The organism is Peribacillus sp. FSL K6-1552, from assembly GCF_038005205.1.
In the GTDB taxonomy this organism is placed as follows: domain Bacteria; phylum Bacillota; class Bacilli; order Bacillales; family DSM-1321; genus Peribacillus; species Peribacillus butanolivorans.
Window position 1 is genome coordinate 3,239,478 of the sequence record NZ_JBBOST010000001.1, and the last position, 20,041, is coordinate 3,259,518.

Annotated in this window: 14 protein-coding genes; 3 read left to right on the top strand and 11 right to left on the bottom strand. The window is 36.7% G+C overall.

Annotation, left to right across the window (positions count from 1 at the left end; translation table 11 throughout):
- Positions 1–99: 99 nt before the first annotated feature.
- Positions 100–999, bottom strand: coding sequence for an EamA family transporter (locus NST21_RS15575; RefSeq protein WP_340892576.1), 900 nt, complete (start codon positions 997–999; stop codon positions 100–102).
- A 410-nt stretch (positions 1,000–1,409) separates the two neighbouring features.
- Between NST21_RS15575 and NST21_RS15580 the strand changes: the two genes are divergently transcribed.
- Positions 1,410–2,501 (top strand): carbohydrate kinase, encoded by a 1,092-nt coding sequence (locus NST21_RS15580; RefSeq protein ID WP_056523554.1) that lies wholly within the window; start codon positions 1,410–1,412, stop codon positions 2,499–2,501.
- Between the two features lie 934 nt (positions 2,502–3,435).
- On the opposite strand, the gene NST21_RS15585 is transcribed toward NST21_RS15580, so the two are convergent.
- The 10 genes from NST21_RS15585 to NST21_RS15630 all read right to left on the bottom strand — a co-directional run bounded on the left by NST21_RS15585 (position 3,436) and on the right by NST21_RS15630 (position 15,991).
- Positions 3,436–4,710 (bottom strand): MFS transporter, encoded by a 1,275-nt coding sequence (locus NST21_RS15585; RefSeq protein ID WP_056523576.1) that lies wholly within the window; start codon positions 4,708–4,710, stop codon positions 3,436–3,438.
- Positions 4,711–4,776: 66 nt separating this feature from the next.
- Positions 4,777–6,252 carry an aldehyde dehydrogenase family protein gene (locus NST21_RS15590; protein ID WP_340890073.1) on the bottom strand — a complete coding sequence of 492 codons (1,476 nt, stop codon included), beginning with the start codon at positions 6,250–6,252 and terminating at the stop codon, positions 4,777–4,779.
- 35 nt (positions 6,253–6,287) lie between these two features.
- Positions 6,288–7,454, bottom strand: coding sequence for an acyl-CoA dehydrogenase family protein (locus NST21_RS15595; RefSeq protein ID WP_340890074.1), 1,167 nt, complete (start codon positions 7,452–7,454; stop codon positions 6,288–6,290).
- A 22-nt stretch (positions 7,455–7,476) separates the two neighbouring features.
- Entirely contained in the window at positions 7,477–8,673 is a 1,197-nt protein-coding gene (locus tag NST21_RS15600; RefSeq protein WP_340890076.1) for an acyl-CoA dehydrogenase family protein, read from the bottom strand.
- A 40-nt stretch (positions 8,674–8,713) separates the two neighbouring features.
- On the bottom strand, positions 8,714–9,130 hold the full coding sequence (locus NST21_RS15605; protein ID WP_340890078.1) for a Zn-ribbon domain-containing OB-fold protein: 417 nt from the start codon (positions 9,128–9,130) through the stop codon (positions 8,714–8,716).
- Positions 9,131–9,141: 11 nt separating this feature from the next.
- The gene (locus NST21_RS15610; RefSeq protein WP_340890081.1) at positions 9,142–10,305 is read right to left on the bottom strand and encodes a thiolase C-terminal domain-containing protein; all 1,164 of its coding nucleotides are present in this window, start codon (positions 10,303–10,305) and stop codon (positions 9,142–9,144) included.
- Between the two features lie 35 nt (positions 10,306–10,340).
- Positions 10,341–10,757 (bottom strand): MaoC/PaaZ C-terminal domain-containing protein, encoded by a 417-nt coding sequence (locus NST21_RS15615; protein WP_340890082.1) that lies wholly within the window; start codon positions 10,755–10,757, stop codon positions 10,341–10,343.
- 95 nt (positions 10,758–10,852) lie between these two features.
- The gene (locus NST21_RS15620) at positions 10,853–11,311 is read right to left on the bottom strand and encodes a MaoC family dehydratase N-terminal domain-containing protein (RefSeq protein ID WP_056523592.1); all 459 of its coding nucleotides are present in this window, start codon (positions 11,309–11,311) and stop codon (positions 10,853–10,855) included.
- Positions 11,312–11,318: 7 nt separating this feature from the next.
- A complete protein-coding gene (locus tag NST21_RS15625) occupies positions 11,319–13,502 on the bottom strand; it encodes an acetate--CoA ligase family protein (protein WP_340890086.1) in 2,184 nt (727 codons plus the stop codon).
- Positions 13,503–13,912: 410 nt separating this feature from the next.
- Positions 13,913–15,991, bottom strand: a complete 2,079-nt coding sequence (locus NST21_RS15630; RefSeq protein WP_340890088.1) for a helix-turn-helix domain-containing protein — start codon at positions 15,989–15,991, stop codon at positions 13,913–13,915.
- 557 nt (positions 15,992–16,548) lie between these two features.
- Here NST21_RS15630 and rocF point away from each other — a divergent pair.
- Both rocF and NST21_RS15640 read left to right on the top strand, forming a co-directional pair.
- Entirely contained in the window at positions 16,549–17,502 is a 954-nt protein-coding gene (rocF, locus tag NST21_RS15635) for an arginase (RefSeq protein ID WP_340454886.1), read from the top strand.
- A gap of 396 nt (positions 17,503–17,898) precedes the next feature.
- Positions 17,899–19,335 carry an amino acid permease gene (locus NST21_RS15640; protein WP_057216893.1) on the top strand — a complete coding sequence of 479 codons (1,437 nt, stop codon included), beginning with the start codon at positions 17,899–17,901 and terminating at the stop codon, positions 19,333–19,335.
- The last annotated feature ends 706 nt before the right edge of the window (positions 19,336–20,041 follow it).

Here is a 20,041-nt window from a genome sequence, read left to right on the forward strand (position 1 = left end):
ATACGTTTAGTATACGCTTACATTTTTAATTGTCAATAATATTTTAAATACTTATTTAATTACAAATGACACCATGTTATTGAAAATTTTATTTTGCGCCTAATGTTGTACTACTTTCTTTTTAATTAACAATATATTTCTATTAAGCATTGTTGGTAAGCTCATGCCTAGAAGAATGGTTACAATACCTACTATTTGCAGTGAAGTAACATTCTCACTTAACAATATGACTGACACCATCACTGCGATTGGCAATTCAATAGCACCCAATATTGATGACATACTCAATCCAACTTTAGGAACTGCAATAGTGAATAAGAAAACCGGAATAATCATCCCAAATAACCCCAATATCAAACCATAAATCCAAAGTCCTTCGCTAAACAAGGTTCCATTCCAAATAACTTCTGGAGACTGAAAAACAACCGAAATCATAAAAGCAAAGAATGAAACCAATACTAAGCGATTAGTGGTATTCATATTTGTAGTTGCTCTACCGTTAACAAATAAAAATAGGGAATAACAAAGAGCAGCTGCTAAACCCCATAACCAACCTTGAAAAGGTATTTGAGATAAATCAACATCTATCAAACCCGCTGCTGGTATGGTCCCTGCAACCAATATTATTAGAGATATCAATTCAATTCGACTGGGAAATTTTCGTTTTGTTATACAAGAAATCAACATGCCTATCCATGTAAATTGAAACAATAGTACAACGGCCAAGGATGCAGGTAAATAGTTCAAAGAAAGACCATAAAAAATATTTGTCAACCCTGTAAATACTCCAGCTAAGATAAGAATTTTAACTCCATTAAAGCTTAATTTTGTTCGGTTTGTAAGAATGAAAATACACACTGCGATACAAAAACCGAAAAAAAATTGACTTGTAACAGCTTCAGATGCCGAAAAACCACTACGCATTGCTAGTTTTATAATAGTTGAAACTAAACCATAACTACTAGCTGCTATAACTACCAACAAGGGGTACAGATAAATCTTCATTATTCTAATTCCTCCTATCATTTTTTATAATTCATTGAGTTTTAAATATGATTTTTGAAAATCCAACAAAAAATCATAATCTTCAATATAAATCAAAGATAAACATTTTTACAATCTATTTTTTTATTATTGATTGGCCAATCATTTGTCTGTAAAATTTAGATAGCGTATAATTTATTTGTCGCTAGAAATGAGAATACTAAAAAATTTCTTTCAAAAAAAGTAATTAATCCTATTGTTTTACTCAGGTTCAAAAAAAAGGGTATTTTGTATACTAAGAAATTTCGGCTATCTTGTAAACAAACAGAAGATAAAGTTATTATGATTAATCTATTTACAATTAAACGTTTACAAACTTTTGTTTATATAATAAACTATCGTTTAATGAGAAGTGAGGATACTTCATGGATAAAGAGAAACAAATTTTAGATTACATAAAAATAAATCCTTTCATATCACAGCAAGAATTAGCAAGTAAAGTTGGTTTATCACGACCTGCAGTTGCCAATTATATTGCTAACTTGACGAAACGTGGTGAAATAAAAGGACGCGCCTATATTCTCCGAGAAGAATCGTCGATCCTCTGTATTGGAGGGGCAAACACAGACCGGAAAGCCCGATCAAATCAGGAGGTGCGTTTATATTCATCTAATCCAGTAAAAATTACTGAAGCTTGTGGCGGAATAGCACGCAACTTTGCCGAAAATTTAAGTCGACTCGGCTGTAGCACTACTCTTATGGCTTGTGTAGGGGACGACAAAGAAGGTAACTGGATACTGAATGAAACGAAAAGACAAGGAGTGGATGTTAGTCAAGTATGGGTTTTACCAACAGAGCGAACAGGGACTTTTACCACCTTATTAGATATTAATGGTGAAAGCATTGTCTCCATGGCTGATATGAATATATACGAAAAAATAACAACATCTATGTTTGAGGAAAAATGGTCCTATATCATTTCCTCCCAAGCTGTTTTTTTGGATACGAATATTCCTAAGGAATGTCTCAGTTATTTAATTAACCGCTGCCGCGATGAAAACATTCCTATGTACATTGACCCTGTATCTACAGCCAAAGCACGAAAACTTCCATTTCGTCTTGACGGTGTAGAACTGCTGATGCCTAACCGAGAAGAAGCAGAGATACTTGCTGAAATAAAAATCGAATCAATCAAGGATTGCCAATTAGCCTGTGAAAAAATTAGACAGCGTGGCGTTCAAAAAGTTATTATCACACTTGGTGATCAGGGGGTTTATTATTTTTCTACAGAGGAATCTGGACACTTGCCTCCTTTCAAAACTGACGTGGTTGATGTCACAGGGGCTGGTGAAGCATTTTCTTCATGTGCAATCTACGGAATCCTGAACGAAGAATCGCTATTTAGTGCTTGCAAATTAGGTCTTGCTGGTGCTGCTCTTACCATTCAAACTGAAGAATCCATATCATCATTTTTGAAACCTGAAAAAATTCATGAAATAGTAAAGAATTTTTCGTGATGAAATCATATCTAAATATCTCCTTCTCGTTATTTAGATATGATTAATTTCGTTGGGAATGCCCTATCCAAAAAACATTTTGTTGAAAAAGCATCTGCCTTTCCCTAGGCAGATGCTCTTCTTTGACGTGTTTCTTCTATATATAATAATCCTTTTTACATCTCTTTCGTATTCTTATACCAACTTATAATATGTCAGCTTTTTAACGTCTAATTCTCCCATCGCTTTAAGTTATTCAACCCTCCTGTTTTCCAACAATCAACTGATTTTGAGTTCGATTACGGATATTAATATAGATATTGATACTGCGAAGACGATTTTTGTGTTCGATATGCCTATTCAACCTTAGTCATTAGCTATACTAAAATAAATTAGGAGGTATTATCCATCGTTACAAGGATAATCAACGTTTACATAGAAAAGGCAGCCCGGCATGCTTATGGTATTGTTCACAAATCCATTTGTGTATGTATTTCCCATACAGATTCTCTTTTACTACTTCCACCTAAAGTTGGATGATAAAGACGAACGATCTGATACTTTTTTCACAATTGTTGGCGGATAGTCGGACCTCCATGCTCTTTGGACATCAAGATAATCGCTGTCACCTGCCACTGTGATACTCTCTGGATCCATGCCCTGTAATTGGTTTCGATATTAAGGGACAAAAATCCCCTTCACAAATAACCCTAAACAGACACATGAATATTCTTAATATTTCTTGGATATTCTCATAAATGATGAATTTGATTACTAATTGACAAAATAGAGAATAGCTCACCTTGGTTATGAAAAGTTGAATAAGAAAAAAGACACTACTCGTAAAGTTAGTGTCTTTTTTTAGAAAACATTCATTTAATAGGAATGGTACATTTTAAGTTGAAATGTCGTAGCAGTGATATTCCTTAGGATTTATTAACATGATTCAACTACTTTATATAATTTTTTGATTGGAAGTGTTTTTGAATTTTTCTTTCGTTGTTTTTTTCATACTGTTTGCTACTAACACACAGACCATACTGAAGATGAATAAGCAAAGGAAGAAAATCCAAGCTACACGGTAGCTTTGAGTTACATCATAGATTAAACCAGAAACTATTACCCCAAAGGAACCTGCAGCTACAAAGAAAACTTGCACTATACCAAAAATAGATCCAAAATCTTTCTTTCCAAAGATATCATTAGTCATAAAAGGCGGACCTAATGTGGAAATGACAATACTAAAGCCAAATGCAATTGCAAATAAGAAAGCGAATGCTTGTGTCTTAGCTAACAGAAGCGCTACCATAGCAGTCGTCATACAAAATCCAACATAAATTGCACCACCTGCAGTACCGAACTTATCAAATACTGCACCTAAAATCAACTTCCCTACCGTATTTGCAAGGGAAAGAATACCAAAAATTGTGCCGGCAAAGATGGCTGGATGTCCGATATCCATTAGATAGGCTGGAATATGCATTTGAACGCCGCCTGCAACTAATGCAAAGCAAACGATTCCTAGGACAAAAATCCAAAACATAGCTGTCTTCTTTGCTTCTCCCATGGTTAGGCCACTCTGTTCAGACTCTAAATTCTCTGCAGATTCCATCTCGTCTGCTCCCAGTGGAACTAGTCCTTTTTCAGCAGGACTTTTCTTGGCAAATAGTAGTACTAAAGGCAACGTTAAAACAATGATAAGTGCACCAGCAATAACGTAGGCTGTTCTCCAACCGTAGTTTGAGATTAATGTAGTTAAAATTGGACTTAACACTGCAGCTCCAATACCTGAACCCGCAAAGGCTAAACCCATTGCTTTCCCTTTTTTTTCATAAAACCAGTTGGTTACCATAATTGAAATCGGGATATTGGAGAAACCTGCCACGCAGATACCAATCATAAATCCTACAATGCTAAAATATAGCGCTGAGTTTGCTAGCGAATATGACATAAATCCTACTCCGGCCATAATTACGCAAATTGACATAATCAATTTCATATTTCCTTTTGCTAGCAGTTTACCCATGAATGGAGAAGCAACAGCCACTCCAAGGCCGGCAATCGAAAGTGCGATTGAAAAAGCGGTTCTGCTTATCCCTAAATCATCTGTAACAGGGACCATGAATAAACTGTGTAAAGAATTTATTATAGAGAAGCCGGCGAACATAATAAAGAAGCCACACAACACAACATACCATCCATAAAAAACACCTTTAGACCCTTGTGCCATTTATTGAACCTCCAGTTTCTCTATTTACAACAAGTTCTTTACTAGCTAGATTACATAATGTGAGGTTCATCCGATTTCAATATAACAGGTCTTCTCACGGGTATATTCAAGGATGGAATCCGTTCCAAATCCACTGTCTTTTTGTCCTCCAAATGGAAGCTCTGGTCCAACTCTACGGAACAAGTTCACCCAGACATTTCCTGATTCTAATTGACGAATCATCCGGTGAGCTCGATCCAAATTCGATGTCCAAACGCCAGCTCCTAAACCAAATGCACTATCATTTGCAATGGCTATTGCTTCCTCTTCCGTATCGAATGGTATCACGGTTGCTACAGGACCAAAGATTTCCTCTTGGCAGATTCGAAGAGAATTACTATTGACCTTAATTAACGTAGGCTCAACCCAATAACCATCCGCTAATTGGGGATCGTCAGGTAATAGAGCGGCACCTCCATGACGACCGCCTATGATAACTTCTCCCCCCTCTTTTTTTCCTAATTCTATATACGAGCATACCTTGTCATATTGTGAGAAGTTAGCAATTGGTCCCATTGAGCTTTTTGGATTCATTGGATCTCCTAGTTGAATTTGCTGAGCTATTACTTCTTTCATTTTGATAATCATCTCATCAAAAATCGGCCTTTGAATAAGAATCCGTGATCCACCTACACAGAGTTGACCTGCGTTACCACTAAAGATTCCATAAATTGTAACTCCTTGTGCAGCTTTATCAAGATCAGCATCTGCAAAGACTATGTTTGGTGACTTCCCACCCAGTTCTAAAATCATCGGCTTTGGTTTCCGAGCTATTGATTGCGCAATCGCCCTAGCCGTACCTCCAGATCCAGTTAGACTAATCTTGTTTACTCCAGGATGACTGACTAATGTATCTCCTACTTCCACTCCATTTCCTGATACAACATTTAGAATTCCAGGTGGAAGGATCTTATTAATTAGTTCACCAAATCGTAATGAAGCAATAGATGCCATTTCTGATGGTTTGATAATCACCGTATTTCCAGCAGCAAGCGCATAGGCTGCTTTAATAGAAAAAGTAAAAAGTGGGGAGTTCCATGGAAGAACGCCTACTACGATCCCTAATGGTTCCCTCAATGTATATCCAACGCTTGTTGGACCCAATTGAACAGTTTTCCCCTTACTTCCAACAGCCGTTGCTCCTGCTGCATCATACCAAAGACTTGCTAAACTAGGGATTAGACCATAGCTCGTTTCTTTAATTACCCATCCATTATCTCTTGTTTCTAGTTCAGCTAACTCTTCACCATGTTGAATGATTAAGTCACCTATTTGTCTTAAAAAAGCAGCACGTTCCATAGCCGGTCGAGACGACCACTCCTCAAAAGCAGCTCGAGCTGCTTCTACTGCCGATTCAGCATCTTGGCTGGTGCTACAAGGAAATGTAGCCCAGACCTTTCCTGTTGAAGGATCAATACTCTCTATTCGGGTTCCCGAAGAAGAAGAAATCAGGTTTCCATTTATGATATTATGAAACTCTCTTATTTCATTTGCAGTTTTCAATGAGAATCTCCGCCCTTTCAAAATAAGTAAGCCTTTTAAACAGAAATAATAGCTTCATCTTTGTTAGACCAACCTAATGCTGTAGCCGCTTGATTATAATAATGCTCTGTACTGCCTAAATAATTTTCATAGAGCCTAGCACGCTTGACAAAAAGATGGCAATCAATTTCTTCTGTAAATCCAATGCCACCATGAATCTGAATATTATCGGAAGAAATACGGGTAAATGCGTCAGTTGCAAATAATCGAGCGCAAGAAATAGCCTGAACACGATCTTCTGCATTACTTTCCAAAGCCCAGTTTGCGTAATAAGCTAAGGACCGAGCTGTCTCAAGATCCATTTTCATATCTACTATTCTATGTTTAATAGCTTGAAATCTTCCGATAGGCTGACCAAACTGTTCCCGAATTTTTGCATACTCTGCAGCCATCTCTACCACTTTCTCCATACTACCGACAATTACTGCGGAAAGAGCCGCATTGAAAGAGAGTAACCCTTCTTGAAGAGTTTCCCAGCCATGATGGAGAGGTCCAAGTATTTGATTCATTGGAATTTCAACATTATTGAATGTTAGTTCTGCTAATCGTCGCGTTTCATCAATGTTTTTTTGGCTTTGGATAGTCATGTTTGTTGATGTTCGATCAATAATAATTAATGAAATCCCTTCTTTACCATTACCTGTACTGGTGCGACCTAGTACGATATAATGATCAGCTAACTCCGCATCGGGAACTAATGATTTCACACCATTTAATACCAAATGGTTATTTTCTTCTTTTACTGCTAGATTAATACCAGATGGGTTATAACTTCCACCTGGTTCCAACCAAGCTAGAGAAAATGATTTTGTCCCATTCGAAATTTCAGACAAATATCTTTCTTTTTGTTCTTCCGTACCGAATTTCTCTAGTAATGGAACTGCAAGTGCATTCGTTTCTAAATATAAGCCTGGCAATAAAGAACGACCAGTTTCTTCAAGAACAGGTATTAAATCTAGAGGACCTAAACCCATTCCTCCGTAATTTTCCGAAATATTAATACTTGTACAACCTAATTCGGCCATACCAGTTAATATTGATTGTAATGATTCTGTTTCACCTTTTATAAATTCACGGGCCGTTTTTGTTTGCCCGGCATCATCTAAATACTTTCGGACATATCCTCTAAACATCTCTTGCTCTTGATTTAAAGAAAAATCCATCTTTAATCACCCCTTTTTAGTCTTAACGTCCCATATCTTTCGGCAAACCTAGAATTCTTTCTCCAATTGTGTTTTTTTGTATTTCGCTCGTTCCTCCGCCAATTGTCTGGCCGAAGGAATAAAGATAATTATCTTGCCAGTATGAATTGGCAGTGATTGCATCTTCTTTCCATAAAACGCCTTGATGACCCTGTAGAGATATCGATTGAGAAAGAAGCTCTTTGGTGAGTTCACTTACCATCAATTTATCCATTGAGCCTTCCGCTCCCGGATGACCGTTTTTTAATGTTTTCGTTAAATTCCGATAATAATTTAATAGCGAACCACGGGTACGAGTATATAAATCTATCATTTCTTTACGAACAAGCGGGTTAGCCATTAATGGCTGATCATCCTCTTTTAACTCTTTAGTCAAAGACACAAGTTCATTAAACTGCTGCTCTAGTGTAAAAACCTGTCCGCCGATTCCTGTTCTCTCGTGCATAAGCAGGGCGATTGTAACCTTCCAACCTTCATCCACTTCACCAACAATTTCAGCATCATACGCAATCGCATCATTTAAATACACTTCATTAAAATCATGCTGACCATCCATTTGAATGATAGGTCTAGTTTCTACTCCTGGTTGATTCATATCTAAAAGAAACACAGTTATTCCTTTATGCTTCTTATCGAAACGATTAGTTCGAGCTAGTAAAAAGCATCGATCCGCTAAATGACCAAAACTGGTCCATACCTTTTGACCATTTATTATCCAACGATCTCCATCTTTCACTGCGCTTGTTTGAATAGCTGATAAATCGGATCCTGCGTTTGGTTCGGAATATCCTTGACACCATACCTCTTCACCTGTGAGAATCTTTTGGATATACTTTGATTTTTGTTCTTCTGTCCCAATTTGCATTAGAGTCGGTGCTACCATATGAATGCCTACATAATTCACAAGTGCAGGCGCCTTTACACGAACCATTTCCTGTTGATAAACAATTTCCTCCATCAACGTTGCTTCTCGACCTCCATATTTTTCAGGCCAAGCAACCGCTGCCCAACCACCTTCATATAATTTTCTTTGCCAGTTTCTCAAGAAAATAGCATACTCATCTTCATTTTTAGATACTTTGTTAGTTCCATCTAACCAACCTTCAGGTAAATTTTCTTCAAGCCAGGTTCTCAATTCATGTCGGAATTCTTCTTCTTTTGTTGTAAATGAAAAATCCATAGTTTTCTTTCCTCCTTTTTAGCTAAACAAAATTATTTTTCTACACTTGAGTCCATTGCGGAAGTGAGCGGTCTTCCGTAATTTCTTTCCAAATCATCTTAACAGGCATTCCTATTTCAATATCATCAGGTGAACATTGAAGAATATTTCCGATTAATTTGACCTGTGGCAACTTATTTAATTCAACAATCGCAATAATGAGCGGTAAATCATCTTGAAACCCCGGAAGAAAAGGACGATAAGAAACAATATACGAATAGACTTTTCCATTTATATCACTGCCTTGGCTTTCCCAGCTTAGTTCAGTACTGCCGCATTTTGCACAACTCGGACCTGGAGGATGTGAATATTCATTACAACTTTTACATTTTTGTAGAATCAGTTCATGACGGTCTGCTCCATCCCAATACGGACTATTATCTTGTGTTTTCAGCGGAATTGGTTTTTGGAATTCCATTTTGTCCCCTCCTAATTTCTAAGAATCATAGCTCCAGCCATATCAGGACCAGCCCAGCCAGTACATATGCCTATTTCGCAATTTTCTACTTGACGATCTGATCCTTTATATTCGTGCCGAACTTGCCTAACAATTTCCAATACGTTATTCATCCCATGTGTATAGCCTTCTGACAGCATTCCTCCTGCTGTATTTGAAGGTAATTTTCCACCCATACGCAAGTTTCCTTCGGCTACGAAATTCCCTACTTCACCTCGTGGAGCAAATCCATATGCCTCTAACTGACGAAGGACAACCCAGCTATAACAGTCATAAATAGAAGCAACATTAATATCTTCAGGTTGTACATCAGCCATTTTATATACTTCAGGGGCAACATAGTCTGCTGCTACTTCAGATAAATCATTCCAATAATGTGCATGTGACACACACTGTCTAGCTGATAAACCCATGATGTATACTGGTTTGGATTTGCAATCTTTAGCTCGGTCTGCTGATGTAACAATAATCGCATTTGCTTCATCAGATTCCAGACAGAAGTCATGTTTTTTAAACGGATAACTTAAATATGGTGTTTTCTGATATTCCTCCATCGTTAAAGGTTTACCGTAAAAGTAAGCTTTAGGATTCCGTTGAGCATGTTCATAAAAACTTAAGCAAACATGTCCAAGATGCTCCTGGGTAAGCCCAGTTTCATGCATATGACGAGTTGCAAAAAGTCCGAACCATTGAGATGGACTACCCGCTCCGTAAGGAATGATAAAGCTTCCTCCTTCAATGGCTGATTGAAGCATATTTACATCCCATCCGCCTCCGCCCATGCGCACACCAGAACGACCATTCATAGAACGATAAATCAATACTGTATTTAATTGGCCTGTTTCAATAAGTCCAACGGCATCAGCAATCAACATTTCCGTACTGCTTCCTCCACCCATAATATCTTTTACATATTTCGGACGGACCCCTAAATATGTTGCTAACTGATGTGATGTACAAGAATCATTTTCTGAATAACTCATAAAACCATCAATATCTTTCGCTTGAAGACCAGCATCATTCAATGCAGCTCGTGCTGCATCCAATGCCAAATGTAACGGAGTTGTGCCCGAATTCTTGGAACGCTCGCTTTCTCCTACACCAACTATGGCATAGCGATCTTTTATGCTTCCCATAAAAAATACCTCCCCTTTGATTGCTTAAAAACTACTTACTGAAACTGTAAAACTACTTGGCCTGAACCTACTACCTGCTCTGGTTCCTTTTCAGCAATAAGGTCAAGTCTGACAAACCGCTGACCTTTTTCTTCATAAACATTATTTACAAACGCAGAACAAGTAATTTGGTCTCCTGGTAGAGTTACAGCGCCAAATCTCATTCTAAAGTTAGACGGCACCGCTGTATCACCAGCCAGTTTCATTACATATTCACCTAAAAATCCCATTACCAGCATTCCATGAGCAATCACACCTTGCATTCCGATTTCCTTTGCGAAGGCATCATCTGTATGTAGCGGGTTAAAATCTCCTGAAGCACCTGCATATTTGACTAGTTGCACCTTTGTTACTGCCGGCTTGATGAGGGACTTAAGCTTTTGACCTTCATATAAACCTTCATAAATCAACATTTTCAATTCCTCCTTTCAGTGGCAAATTATCCTTCTGTCTTGGATGATTATTCCTCTCTTATTAATTTGCTTCTCACTTATAATTGATGATGTTTTCAAACAGGAGAATGACTGCCCCTTAAAGGACGGTAAATAATATTCGTTCTGCTAATAACAACCAACTCTCCAGATTCATCTTTCATTTCTGTATCAAGTACCAAAAACTGCATAGGTCCTTTTCTTCCTTCACGTTCGTACACATCAGATACTTTCATCTGGCAATATAAGATATCCCCGGGTCGAATTGGACGATTATAAATAAACTCCTGTTCCCCATGCAGCATTCTTTTTTGATCGAGACCTAAGTCAAGGCTTTCTCCACTATCTTGTCCAATTGCTATAGGGAAGGTTGGTGGTGCAATAATGCCGCCATATGACGTTTTTGCAGCATACTCTTCATCCACGTATAAAGGATTAAGGTCGCCTATCGCTTCTGCGAATTGACGTATATGCCTTTTTTCGACTTCAAATATAAATTCTGATCCCGTTAAACCGTTTAAATTTTCCAAATCCATTTGCTTTCTACCCCCTAATCGTTGCTTTATCATCGACTTTGTTTCCTACTACAATCATGGCATCTGCCGCTTTGATCCCATTTTCATAAACTATTAAAGGATTAATATCCAACTCTTCGATGGAGTCTTTATAATCAGTAACCAGAGCAGAAACCTTTAATAACACATCAATGATGGCTTCAATATCAATAGAAGATTTTCCGCGCGTCCCTTTTAGAATGGCTTTTCCTTTAATATCTTCAATCATTTCAAGCGCATCTTTTCTCGTTAGAGGGGCTATTCTAAACGAAATATCTTTGTAAATCTCAACAAATATTCCGCCTAAACCAAACATAATAACTGGTCCAAATACAGGATCGTTACTCGCACCAACAATAACTTCAACTCCATCAGGTAACATTTCCTGAACAGAAATTCCATTGATTTTTGCATCTGGTTTATAATTTAGTGCATTACGTTTTATCTCATTAAATGCTTTCTTTACTTCTTGATCATTTTTTAGATTCAATCGAATGGCATCTGCCTCCGTTTTATGAGGAATATCTGGAGAATCAACCTTTAGCACAACCGGGTAACCGATTTTGTTTGCATGTTGGGAAGCTTTTTCTGCATTTTCAGCTATTACCCGCTTTGTTGTCGGAATCTGATAGCGTTCTAAAATATCACTTGCTTGAGATTCACTTAATGTAGTACCGGGTTCCAACAAGCTTTGTAATCTTTGTTTCTCTATTTTCTTTGAGGAATTGAAAACGTTTGCTTCATGATTTTTCCGATAGTATTCACTGTACTCCACTAATTTAGCTAATCCTCTAATTGGATTTAGATTACCTGGTATAACTGGAATACCATTTTTCACAAGCTCTGGAGTTCCCGGAGGAAGGGACATACCATCTAACGGGAATGTTGTAATAAATACAAATTTATTTGAACGGCTACAAATATCTATAAACTCTTGCAATAATGGATTTTCAGCGGTCCAACTGAACGGAAATTCTGTGAAAATGATGTTATCGACATCTGGATCTTCAATAAGTGCTCGTAATGGAGCTATAAATAATTCTGGATTTGAAACTGATGCAGCAGCTGTTAAATCAACAGGGTTGGAAGCGCTTGCAAAGTTAGGTAAAAAGCGCTTAATCTCTGTTGTTGTCTTCGAACTTAGTGGTATGATATTAAGACCATAGGCCTCACAACGATCTGCTTCATTTATACCCCTGCCACCAGAACTAGTGATTATTACCGTATTCCTTCCATTTGGAAGTTTCTTGGAAAGGAAAAGCTTTGAAAAAGATATGATATCTTCATAATCGTCGGCTCTAACCATGCCTGATTGTTTAAAAAAGGCATCATATACCTTATCTGATCCGGCAAGAGATCCTGTATGAGATACAGCAGCTCTGCTACCGGCTATACTTCGTCCTGTTTTCATGACAACAATTGGTTTATTTCTATCCAACGCTTCTTTAGCTAAGCTTCTTAATTTATCTGGATTTTTAGCTCCTTCTAAGTAGCCACTTATTACACTTGTTTTTGGATCATGAATCATATATTCAATAATATCTGAGAATTCAGTTTCCATTTCATTTCCTACACTCACGAAGTAATTAAAGCTTAGCCCATTCTGCGCTGCTGCCATATAAGTTAATACACCAAACGCTCCACTTTGTGAAACATACCCCACACCTCTTTGATCATTTAAAGGTACAGATAGAATAGCAGGTGAAAAAGTACCTATTAAACCATTAGACAAATTTACTAAACCAACGCAGTTAGGTCCCACTATCCGTATGCCATTCTTTCTAGCAAGTTCAGTAAGTGTCTCCTGTTGTTTGACACCTTCTTCCCCAGTTTCAGAAAAACCTGCAGCAAAAATGATCGCTGCTTTTACTTTCTTTTGCGCACAGTCCTCTAAAGCTTGCTGTACCTGTTCAGCACCTAGGCAAAAAATAGCTAAATCAATATCGTTTGGGATATCTGATAAAGATGGGTAACATTTTAAACCTTCGATTTCTTTTGCTTTACGATTGATTGGATATATCTCTCCACTAAACTGGCCATCTAAAAGAGCTTTAACTTGTAAATATCCGATTTTGTATTTACTCTCAGAAGCACCTAGGATTGCGACAGATTTAGGATTAAATAATGGCTCAAGAGTTTCATAAGAATTATTTAACTTATTATCTTTTGTCAAAAATCTTCCCCCCCACATATACAGAAAATATCTTTGTTGTAATCTTACATGGAAGGCAATAAAATTCTTAAAAATCACATTTGTTAAATTCATTTAAACATTAGGGTGTTAATAATAAAAAAAGGCTGCAAAAAACTATATGCAGCAAGGTTTTCGAGAATCCTATTAAAAATAAATGTTCTCGATTACCCCGACTTTACGCACCGATAACCCCGACATTGGAACAAGATAAGCGCCAAACTTTTTTTAGAAGACCATATATGGGAAATTTCTTAAAATTAAAAAGTATAACAAAATATGAAGAATACATTCAGGATTTTTCCTTATCAAGAGTTCATGAATCTAGAAGAACATTCACATTTAATAACGAAAAAACCTCTTCCATATAGATGAAGAGGTTTAGTATAATGCTATGAATTATTTTTATGTTCCTGTTTTTCCAGCCATTTTATCATTTTCGTTCGAATTTTATGTGATGGCCTTTTGATCCCTCTCTCAATGTTACTCACGTAAGGAGCAGATATTTCTAGTTCTTCTGCTAATTGATATAAAGAAAGATTAAGAATTTTTCTAGTGATTCTTATTTGCTCACCAATATTTTCACTTCTCTTTTGACTATTAGAATCCTGTTGTGAAGGCCGAATGTCACTTCGAACTTTTTGTTTTTTTTCAATTGAACGATATTGGTCCTTAATAATCTCCGGTGGCTCTATTAAAATCATAGAATTCAACCAAATACTAGCCCATCCTTTATAATCCGCAATAGATTCATCCCATTTTTCATAATGCCATGACGCGATGACACCATCTTCTAGTAATGTATCCATAGCTTTTTCAAACCGCTCTCTAGTACGAGAAGGTGTGCGATTATTCATTTTTTCGCCGATTGATTCCAATAGTGTACTTGTTTTATTTGGCTGTAAAAAGTCTCCTTTTCTAGCTTGGGTCCTCCAACGCCAGCTTAAATACCTTGTAAGTCTTTTCTCCCAAATTTGTCTATAAGGATTATATTGCAATGCCTTAATCGAAAGAAGAGCAACTTGCCTTGCAGAACCATTTAGATACTTAGCAAACACTTTATCAATTGTAAACGTTATCTTTTTTCTACATGTTTCTTCTGAAATAACATATTCTTCTCCCGTATAATCTTTAAAAATGAACGTCCGCCCCTGGAGTGTTGTCTGAACAGGTTTACCTTTTTCATAGATGACAGCTTTGTTAATATTAATCCATATGCTTTGAATATTTGTAAGTGATTTCAAAATTTGTTCGCGTTGTCTTGCTTCATATCCACCTCGACGCCCGTCTCCTCCAAGTTTAGGCTTTAACCCTCTAATTGATAGTAGGTCATTCAAATAGATTTCTACTATTTCTTCATTATGCCTTGCCTTGGATAAAAAAAGGCTGCAAAGTGCATCAAATACATCTACATCCACATCAGACAATAATTGTACTCGGTTCCATGCTTCTTTAACAATTGCATGCTCAATAATTGATGTGTGATTGTACTCTATAGGGATAATTTGTATAAAACCTTCTGTATTACCTTTTTGAATAGGTGTTGCAGGCCAAGGGATATCCCCATCATTTCCGAAATTTTTTTTATAGATGGCGTCTCTAACTGATTGGTACGGGGCACTATTCATCACAAGCAAATGGTCTTGAATAGTAAAGTTGAAAGAAAAATCTCTTATTGTGGATAATAATAAATCTGATGTTTGAAAAGAATCTTTTTTAAAACAAAGAAGATTTTCTATTTTTTCAATCGTACTGGTTTCTAAATTAAATTCAAAAATAATTTTATCAACCCACTCTTGGGTATACCCATTTACTATATATGTTATTTTCGAAACAAATTCTTTGTTTTCAGCAAAATTTTTAGTGAGAAAATGATAAAATAATTTATTCAATTCTTGAACATCGAGTCTTTCCATTTCATTAAAGCCAATTGATATGGCTATTTCTTCAAGGATACATTCTTTTATTTGAAGTCTAAACCAGCTATTGAATTCATCCCAAACAGGTTTTTCAGCCAAAAATGTATCATTTTTCAAAATTTTCTCCATTTGATATATTGCATCTTCTATTAACTGTTTTTCTTTTAAAATAGCATGACTTTTAGAAGAAATTCTTTCATATTCACATAAAAGGTAAAACACAACATTTTGAGCTATTTGTGATATCGTTTCGTTTCTCGCCGTTAGCCTCAACTTGGCAAACAGTTCTTCATTTTCTTTATATGCATTCTCCCAAATAACAAAGCTTTTATTATTTAATCCATCTTTAAACGTTAGAAAACCTGTCGAACCCTCCAGCTTATGTGATTTGAATACCTTATTGAAATCATGATATTGATTGTTTTGTTCATAAATGCAGAGTACCAAAAAATTATTAATCTTACTTGACCAACGATTCGATAGATGCTGAATACTATCATTCGTTTCGCTACGATCCATTGTTTCACTTTGTTTATTATTACTTTTCTGCATAAATACCTCCTAGACAATACCTAAATCGATATACAAAAACACTCAATGTTTTAGATAAGATATATGTAGTGAAATATGATTATTTTAACTATGTGAAATAAAAATTAGAATAATATACTATTAGAAATTTTTCTTATGCTGAAAAAAACTGTCTACCTAATATATTCAATATGAAGATATAAAATCCTTCCTTGGTTTATATTAGTAACTGCTCTAATTCCTGCTTGTATATTGATTTGCTCAAGGTATTTATAACTCCTGAAATCAATCATCTCTTCACTAGGAAGTCTAATTTGAAAGAACTGCCCCCTCTCATTAATGAGGTTTGCAGCTCTTTAAGCATTGTGATTATGTACTAATTTAAAACACTGTATTTAAACATAACATATAACCTCGTGAGGAAGGTTTTGCATAAATCACGGATTGTCAATAGGTGTTTTTTACCATGACTTTCTCTCTATTCTCAATCGTATAAATATTCAAAAAAATGTCGAGTTGAGTCATCTATCCTTTTACCCTTATACTAGGGAAGAAAAATTGAAGGGGGAGAATTATACATGAAGAAAGAAATTTCAATTATTGGTGTTCCAATGGATCTTGGTCAAACTAGAAGAGGAGTGGATATGGGGCCAAGTGCTATCAGATATGCAGGATTGAGTGAAAGACTTGAAAACATTGGCTATACTGTCCATGATGAAGGTGATATTAAAGTAGAGATTCGAGAGAGAGCACAAAGTGATACAGATACTAATTTAAAGAATTTACAGGATGTAGCAGAAGGCAATGAAAAATTAAGTCAAAAAGTTGCTGAAGTCACTCAATTAAATCGATTTCCTTTAGTTTTAGGTGGAGATCATAGTATAGCTATCGGGACATTATCAGGTTTAGCACAGCATTCTGAGAACTTAGGGGTAATCTGGTATGATGCGCATGGCGATTTAAACACAGCCGAAACTTCTCCTTCAGGAAATATACATGGTATGTCTCTAGCGGTAAGTTTAGGACTTGGCCACCCTGCACTGACTAACATTGGTGGATATACACCAAAAATCAAACCAGAGAATATTGTCATTATTGGTGCCCGTTCCTTGGACCAAGGTGAGAAAGAGTTAATTAGAGAAAAGGGTATTAAAGTATATACAATGCATGAGATTGATAGATTGGGAATGACAAGAGTAATGGATGAATCGATTGCCTATCTTAAAGAACGTACAGATCTTGTTCATTTATCCCTTGACCTTGATGGTCTTGATCCAGACGATGCGCCGGGAGTAGGAACGCCTGTCATGGGAGGTATTAGTTACCGTGAGAGCCATCTTGCCATGGAAATGCTAGCTGAAGCCAATATCATTACATCCGCAGAGTTTGTAGAGATAAATCCAATATTGGACGAGCATAATAAAACAGCTGAAGTTGCTGTCGCATTAATGGGCTCTTTGCTTGGAGAAAAATTACTTTATGGAGCGGACGATCACCTTATCACTCCTAATTTACTGGCTGATGTTAAATAGTCGAACTTTTTCGAGATAACTGTTATTGATAGGAATATAGAGCGATTTTATTAATCTCAAATTTTTAAAAAGATGGTCCATTGAAAAAAGCCCATATTGTCATCTGCGGGCTTCTTCCCCATTGACGGATGGCCCACATGAATCAATTTATATCCATATTTTCCAGACGTTTGGCTTCTTTTTCTTTCTTAAGCGACGTCATCGAAATTATTTTTGCATTGGTACCTATGTTAACTCCTGTTTCTCTACATGCAGAAGCAATCTCTTATTCGAGGGATAATATCACCTAAGATTGAAATCAAAGCATAAAACTTGTGAATGGAGAAACATTAATTCCCTAAAAACGTCCTAACATAAATGAAACCGTTTGCACCCATCAGGTAAAGGAGTTTTTCAATGAAAACAGTAGAAAATCAACCAAATGAATTAAAACGGAGCATGAAAGCAAGACATTTATTTATGATTTCAATAGGGGGATGTATTGGTACAGGCTTTTTCATTGGTTCAGGCTACACCATTCATGAAGCAGGGGCCATCGGTGCTATTCTCTCTTACATAGTTGGCGGTTTTATCATGTATTTAACAATGCTTTGTCTCGGTGAACTATCGGTTGCCATGCCTGTTTCCGGTTCGTTTCAGACATATGCGACAAAATTCATTGGTCCTGGAACCGGCTTTGCCATTGGATGGCTATACTGGTTAGGTTGGGCAGTTACAGTTGCCTTAGAGTTTTTGGCAGCAGGACAACTTATGCAAAGATGGTTTCCTGAATCACCCGTTTGGATGTGGTGTGCAATCTTTGCTTTTCTCATCTTTTTATTAAATGCTTTATCAGCAAAGGCATTTGGCGAATCGGAGTTTGTGTTTTCAAGCATTAAAGTATTGGCCATTATACTGTTTATCGTAGTTGGCGGTGCTGCAATGTTTGGTATTATTGATATGAAAGGCGGACAGGAGGCACCGTTTTTCTCCAACTTTTTCAATGAAGGCCTCTTTCCGAATGGGATATCGGCCCTACTTATTACAATGATTACAGTGAACTTTTCATTCCAGGGCACAGAGTTAATCGGAATTGCAGCAGGAGAAAGTGAAAACCCAGAAAAGGTCATACCTAAATCTATCAAACAAACAGTTTGGCGAACTCTTTTCTTCTTTGTGCTTTCAGTCTCTGTACTCTCAGCATTGATTCCAAGGGAAAAAGCAGGAATCGCTGAAAGTCCATTCGTTGTTGTACTAGATAGCATAGGAGTGCCTTATGCGGCGGACATTATGAACTTTATCATTCTCACGGCTCTATTGTCAGTTGCAAACTCCGGCCTTTATGCGGCGACAAGAATGCTGTACTCGCTTTCTAGAGAAGGAATGGCAAGTCCAAAGCTCGGTATGGTAAATAAGAGAGGGATTCCACTAAATGCATTACTTATCACCCTTGCAATAGCCGGGTTGTCTTTACTTTCAAGTGTAGTAGCTGCAAAAACAGTGTTTGTTTTTCTTCTCTCCCTTGCTGGATTAGGAGCACAAATTGGCTGGATTGCCATTGCCGCTTCTCTTCTTGCTTTTAGAAGATCATATATCCGTAAGGGTGGAAAAGTAGAAAATTTAAAATTCAAAGTACCACTTTATCCATTTATTCCCATTCTTGCCTTAATAGCAAACTGCATCGTCATGATTAGTCTAGCATTTGTTCCTGAACAGCGGATGGCCCTTTATTGCGGCGGATCGTTCTTCCTTGGTTGTTATGCTGTTTATCACTTTAAGGTGAAGAAAAACAAGAAAGTAAATACACCTCAACAGGAAGTGCAATTAAATTCCGGTAAAAAAATGGTCATCTAATCTTGTCGGATTATCTAGAGAAGAAAGTAAAGTAATGAAAAGCAATCTTAGTTAAATTAGATTGCTTTTCATACTGGGCATTACATAAAATCAATGCAAGAGTATTTACATAAAGAAAAAATACTCTGGAGATATCTCATTTCCAGAGTATTTTTACACTAAACAACTATTAAACAGCTTCTTTTTTCCTTACCTGCTTTAAAAGCAGGAACTTTGGAAGCTACAATTTGTGGTTAAAATGTGAACCGATAATTTAATTCATACTACCTTTACTATGTTAACCCAGGTGTCTGAAAGATTGTCCTTTGCTGCAGTCATTACTGAGCGACTATAAATTTTCTTCGCCAAATTCTTTATATCGATAAACGAAATACATAACTACTGCGTATAACATGACTGTCCATGCAAGATTAAATCTGCAGATCTTTTCCTCCCTCGAATAACAAGAGACTTTCACTCCATGAGTGTCCTTCCGCAAAATAGAGTTTTTATCCCAGCTTTGCGGATAGTGAAATCCCATCAAATGCAGAGGTGGTTGAAAAAGTTATCCCCAGGGCCATTGTGAATACTACCAAACCAGTAAGTAATTTCTTCATTGTTCCATCTCCCTCAATTTTTGAGCATCCAAACCACCTTACTAGTTCCCCTCAGATTTTATATTCTCTATGCTCTATACCTCTTTTTAAAAAGGTATTATTATCAACTT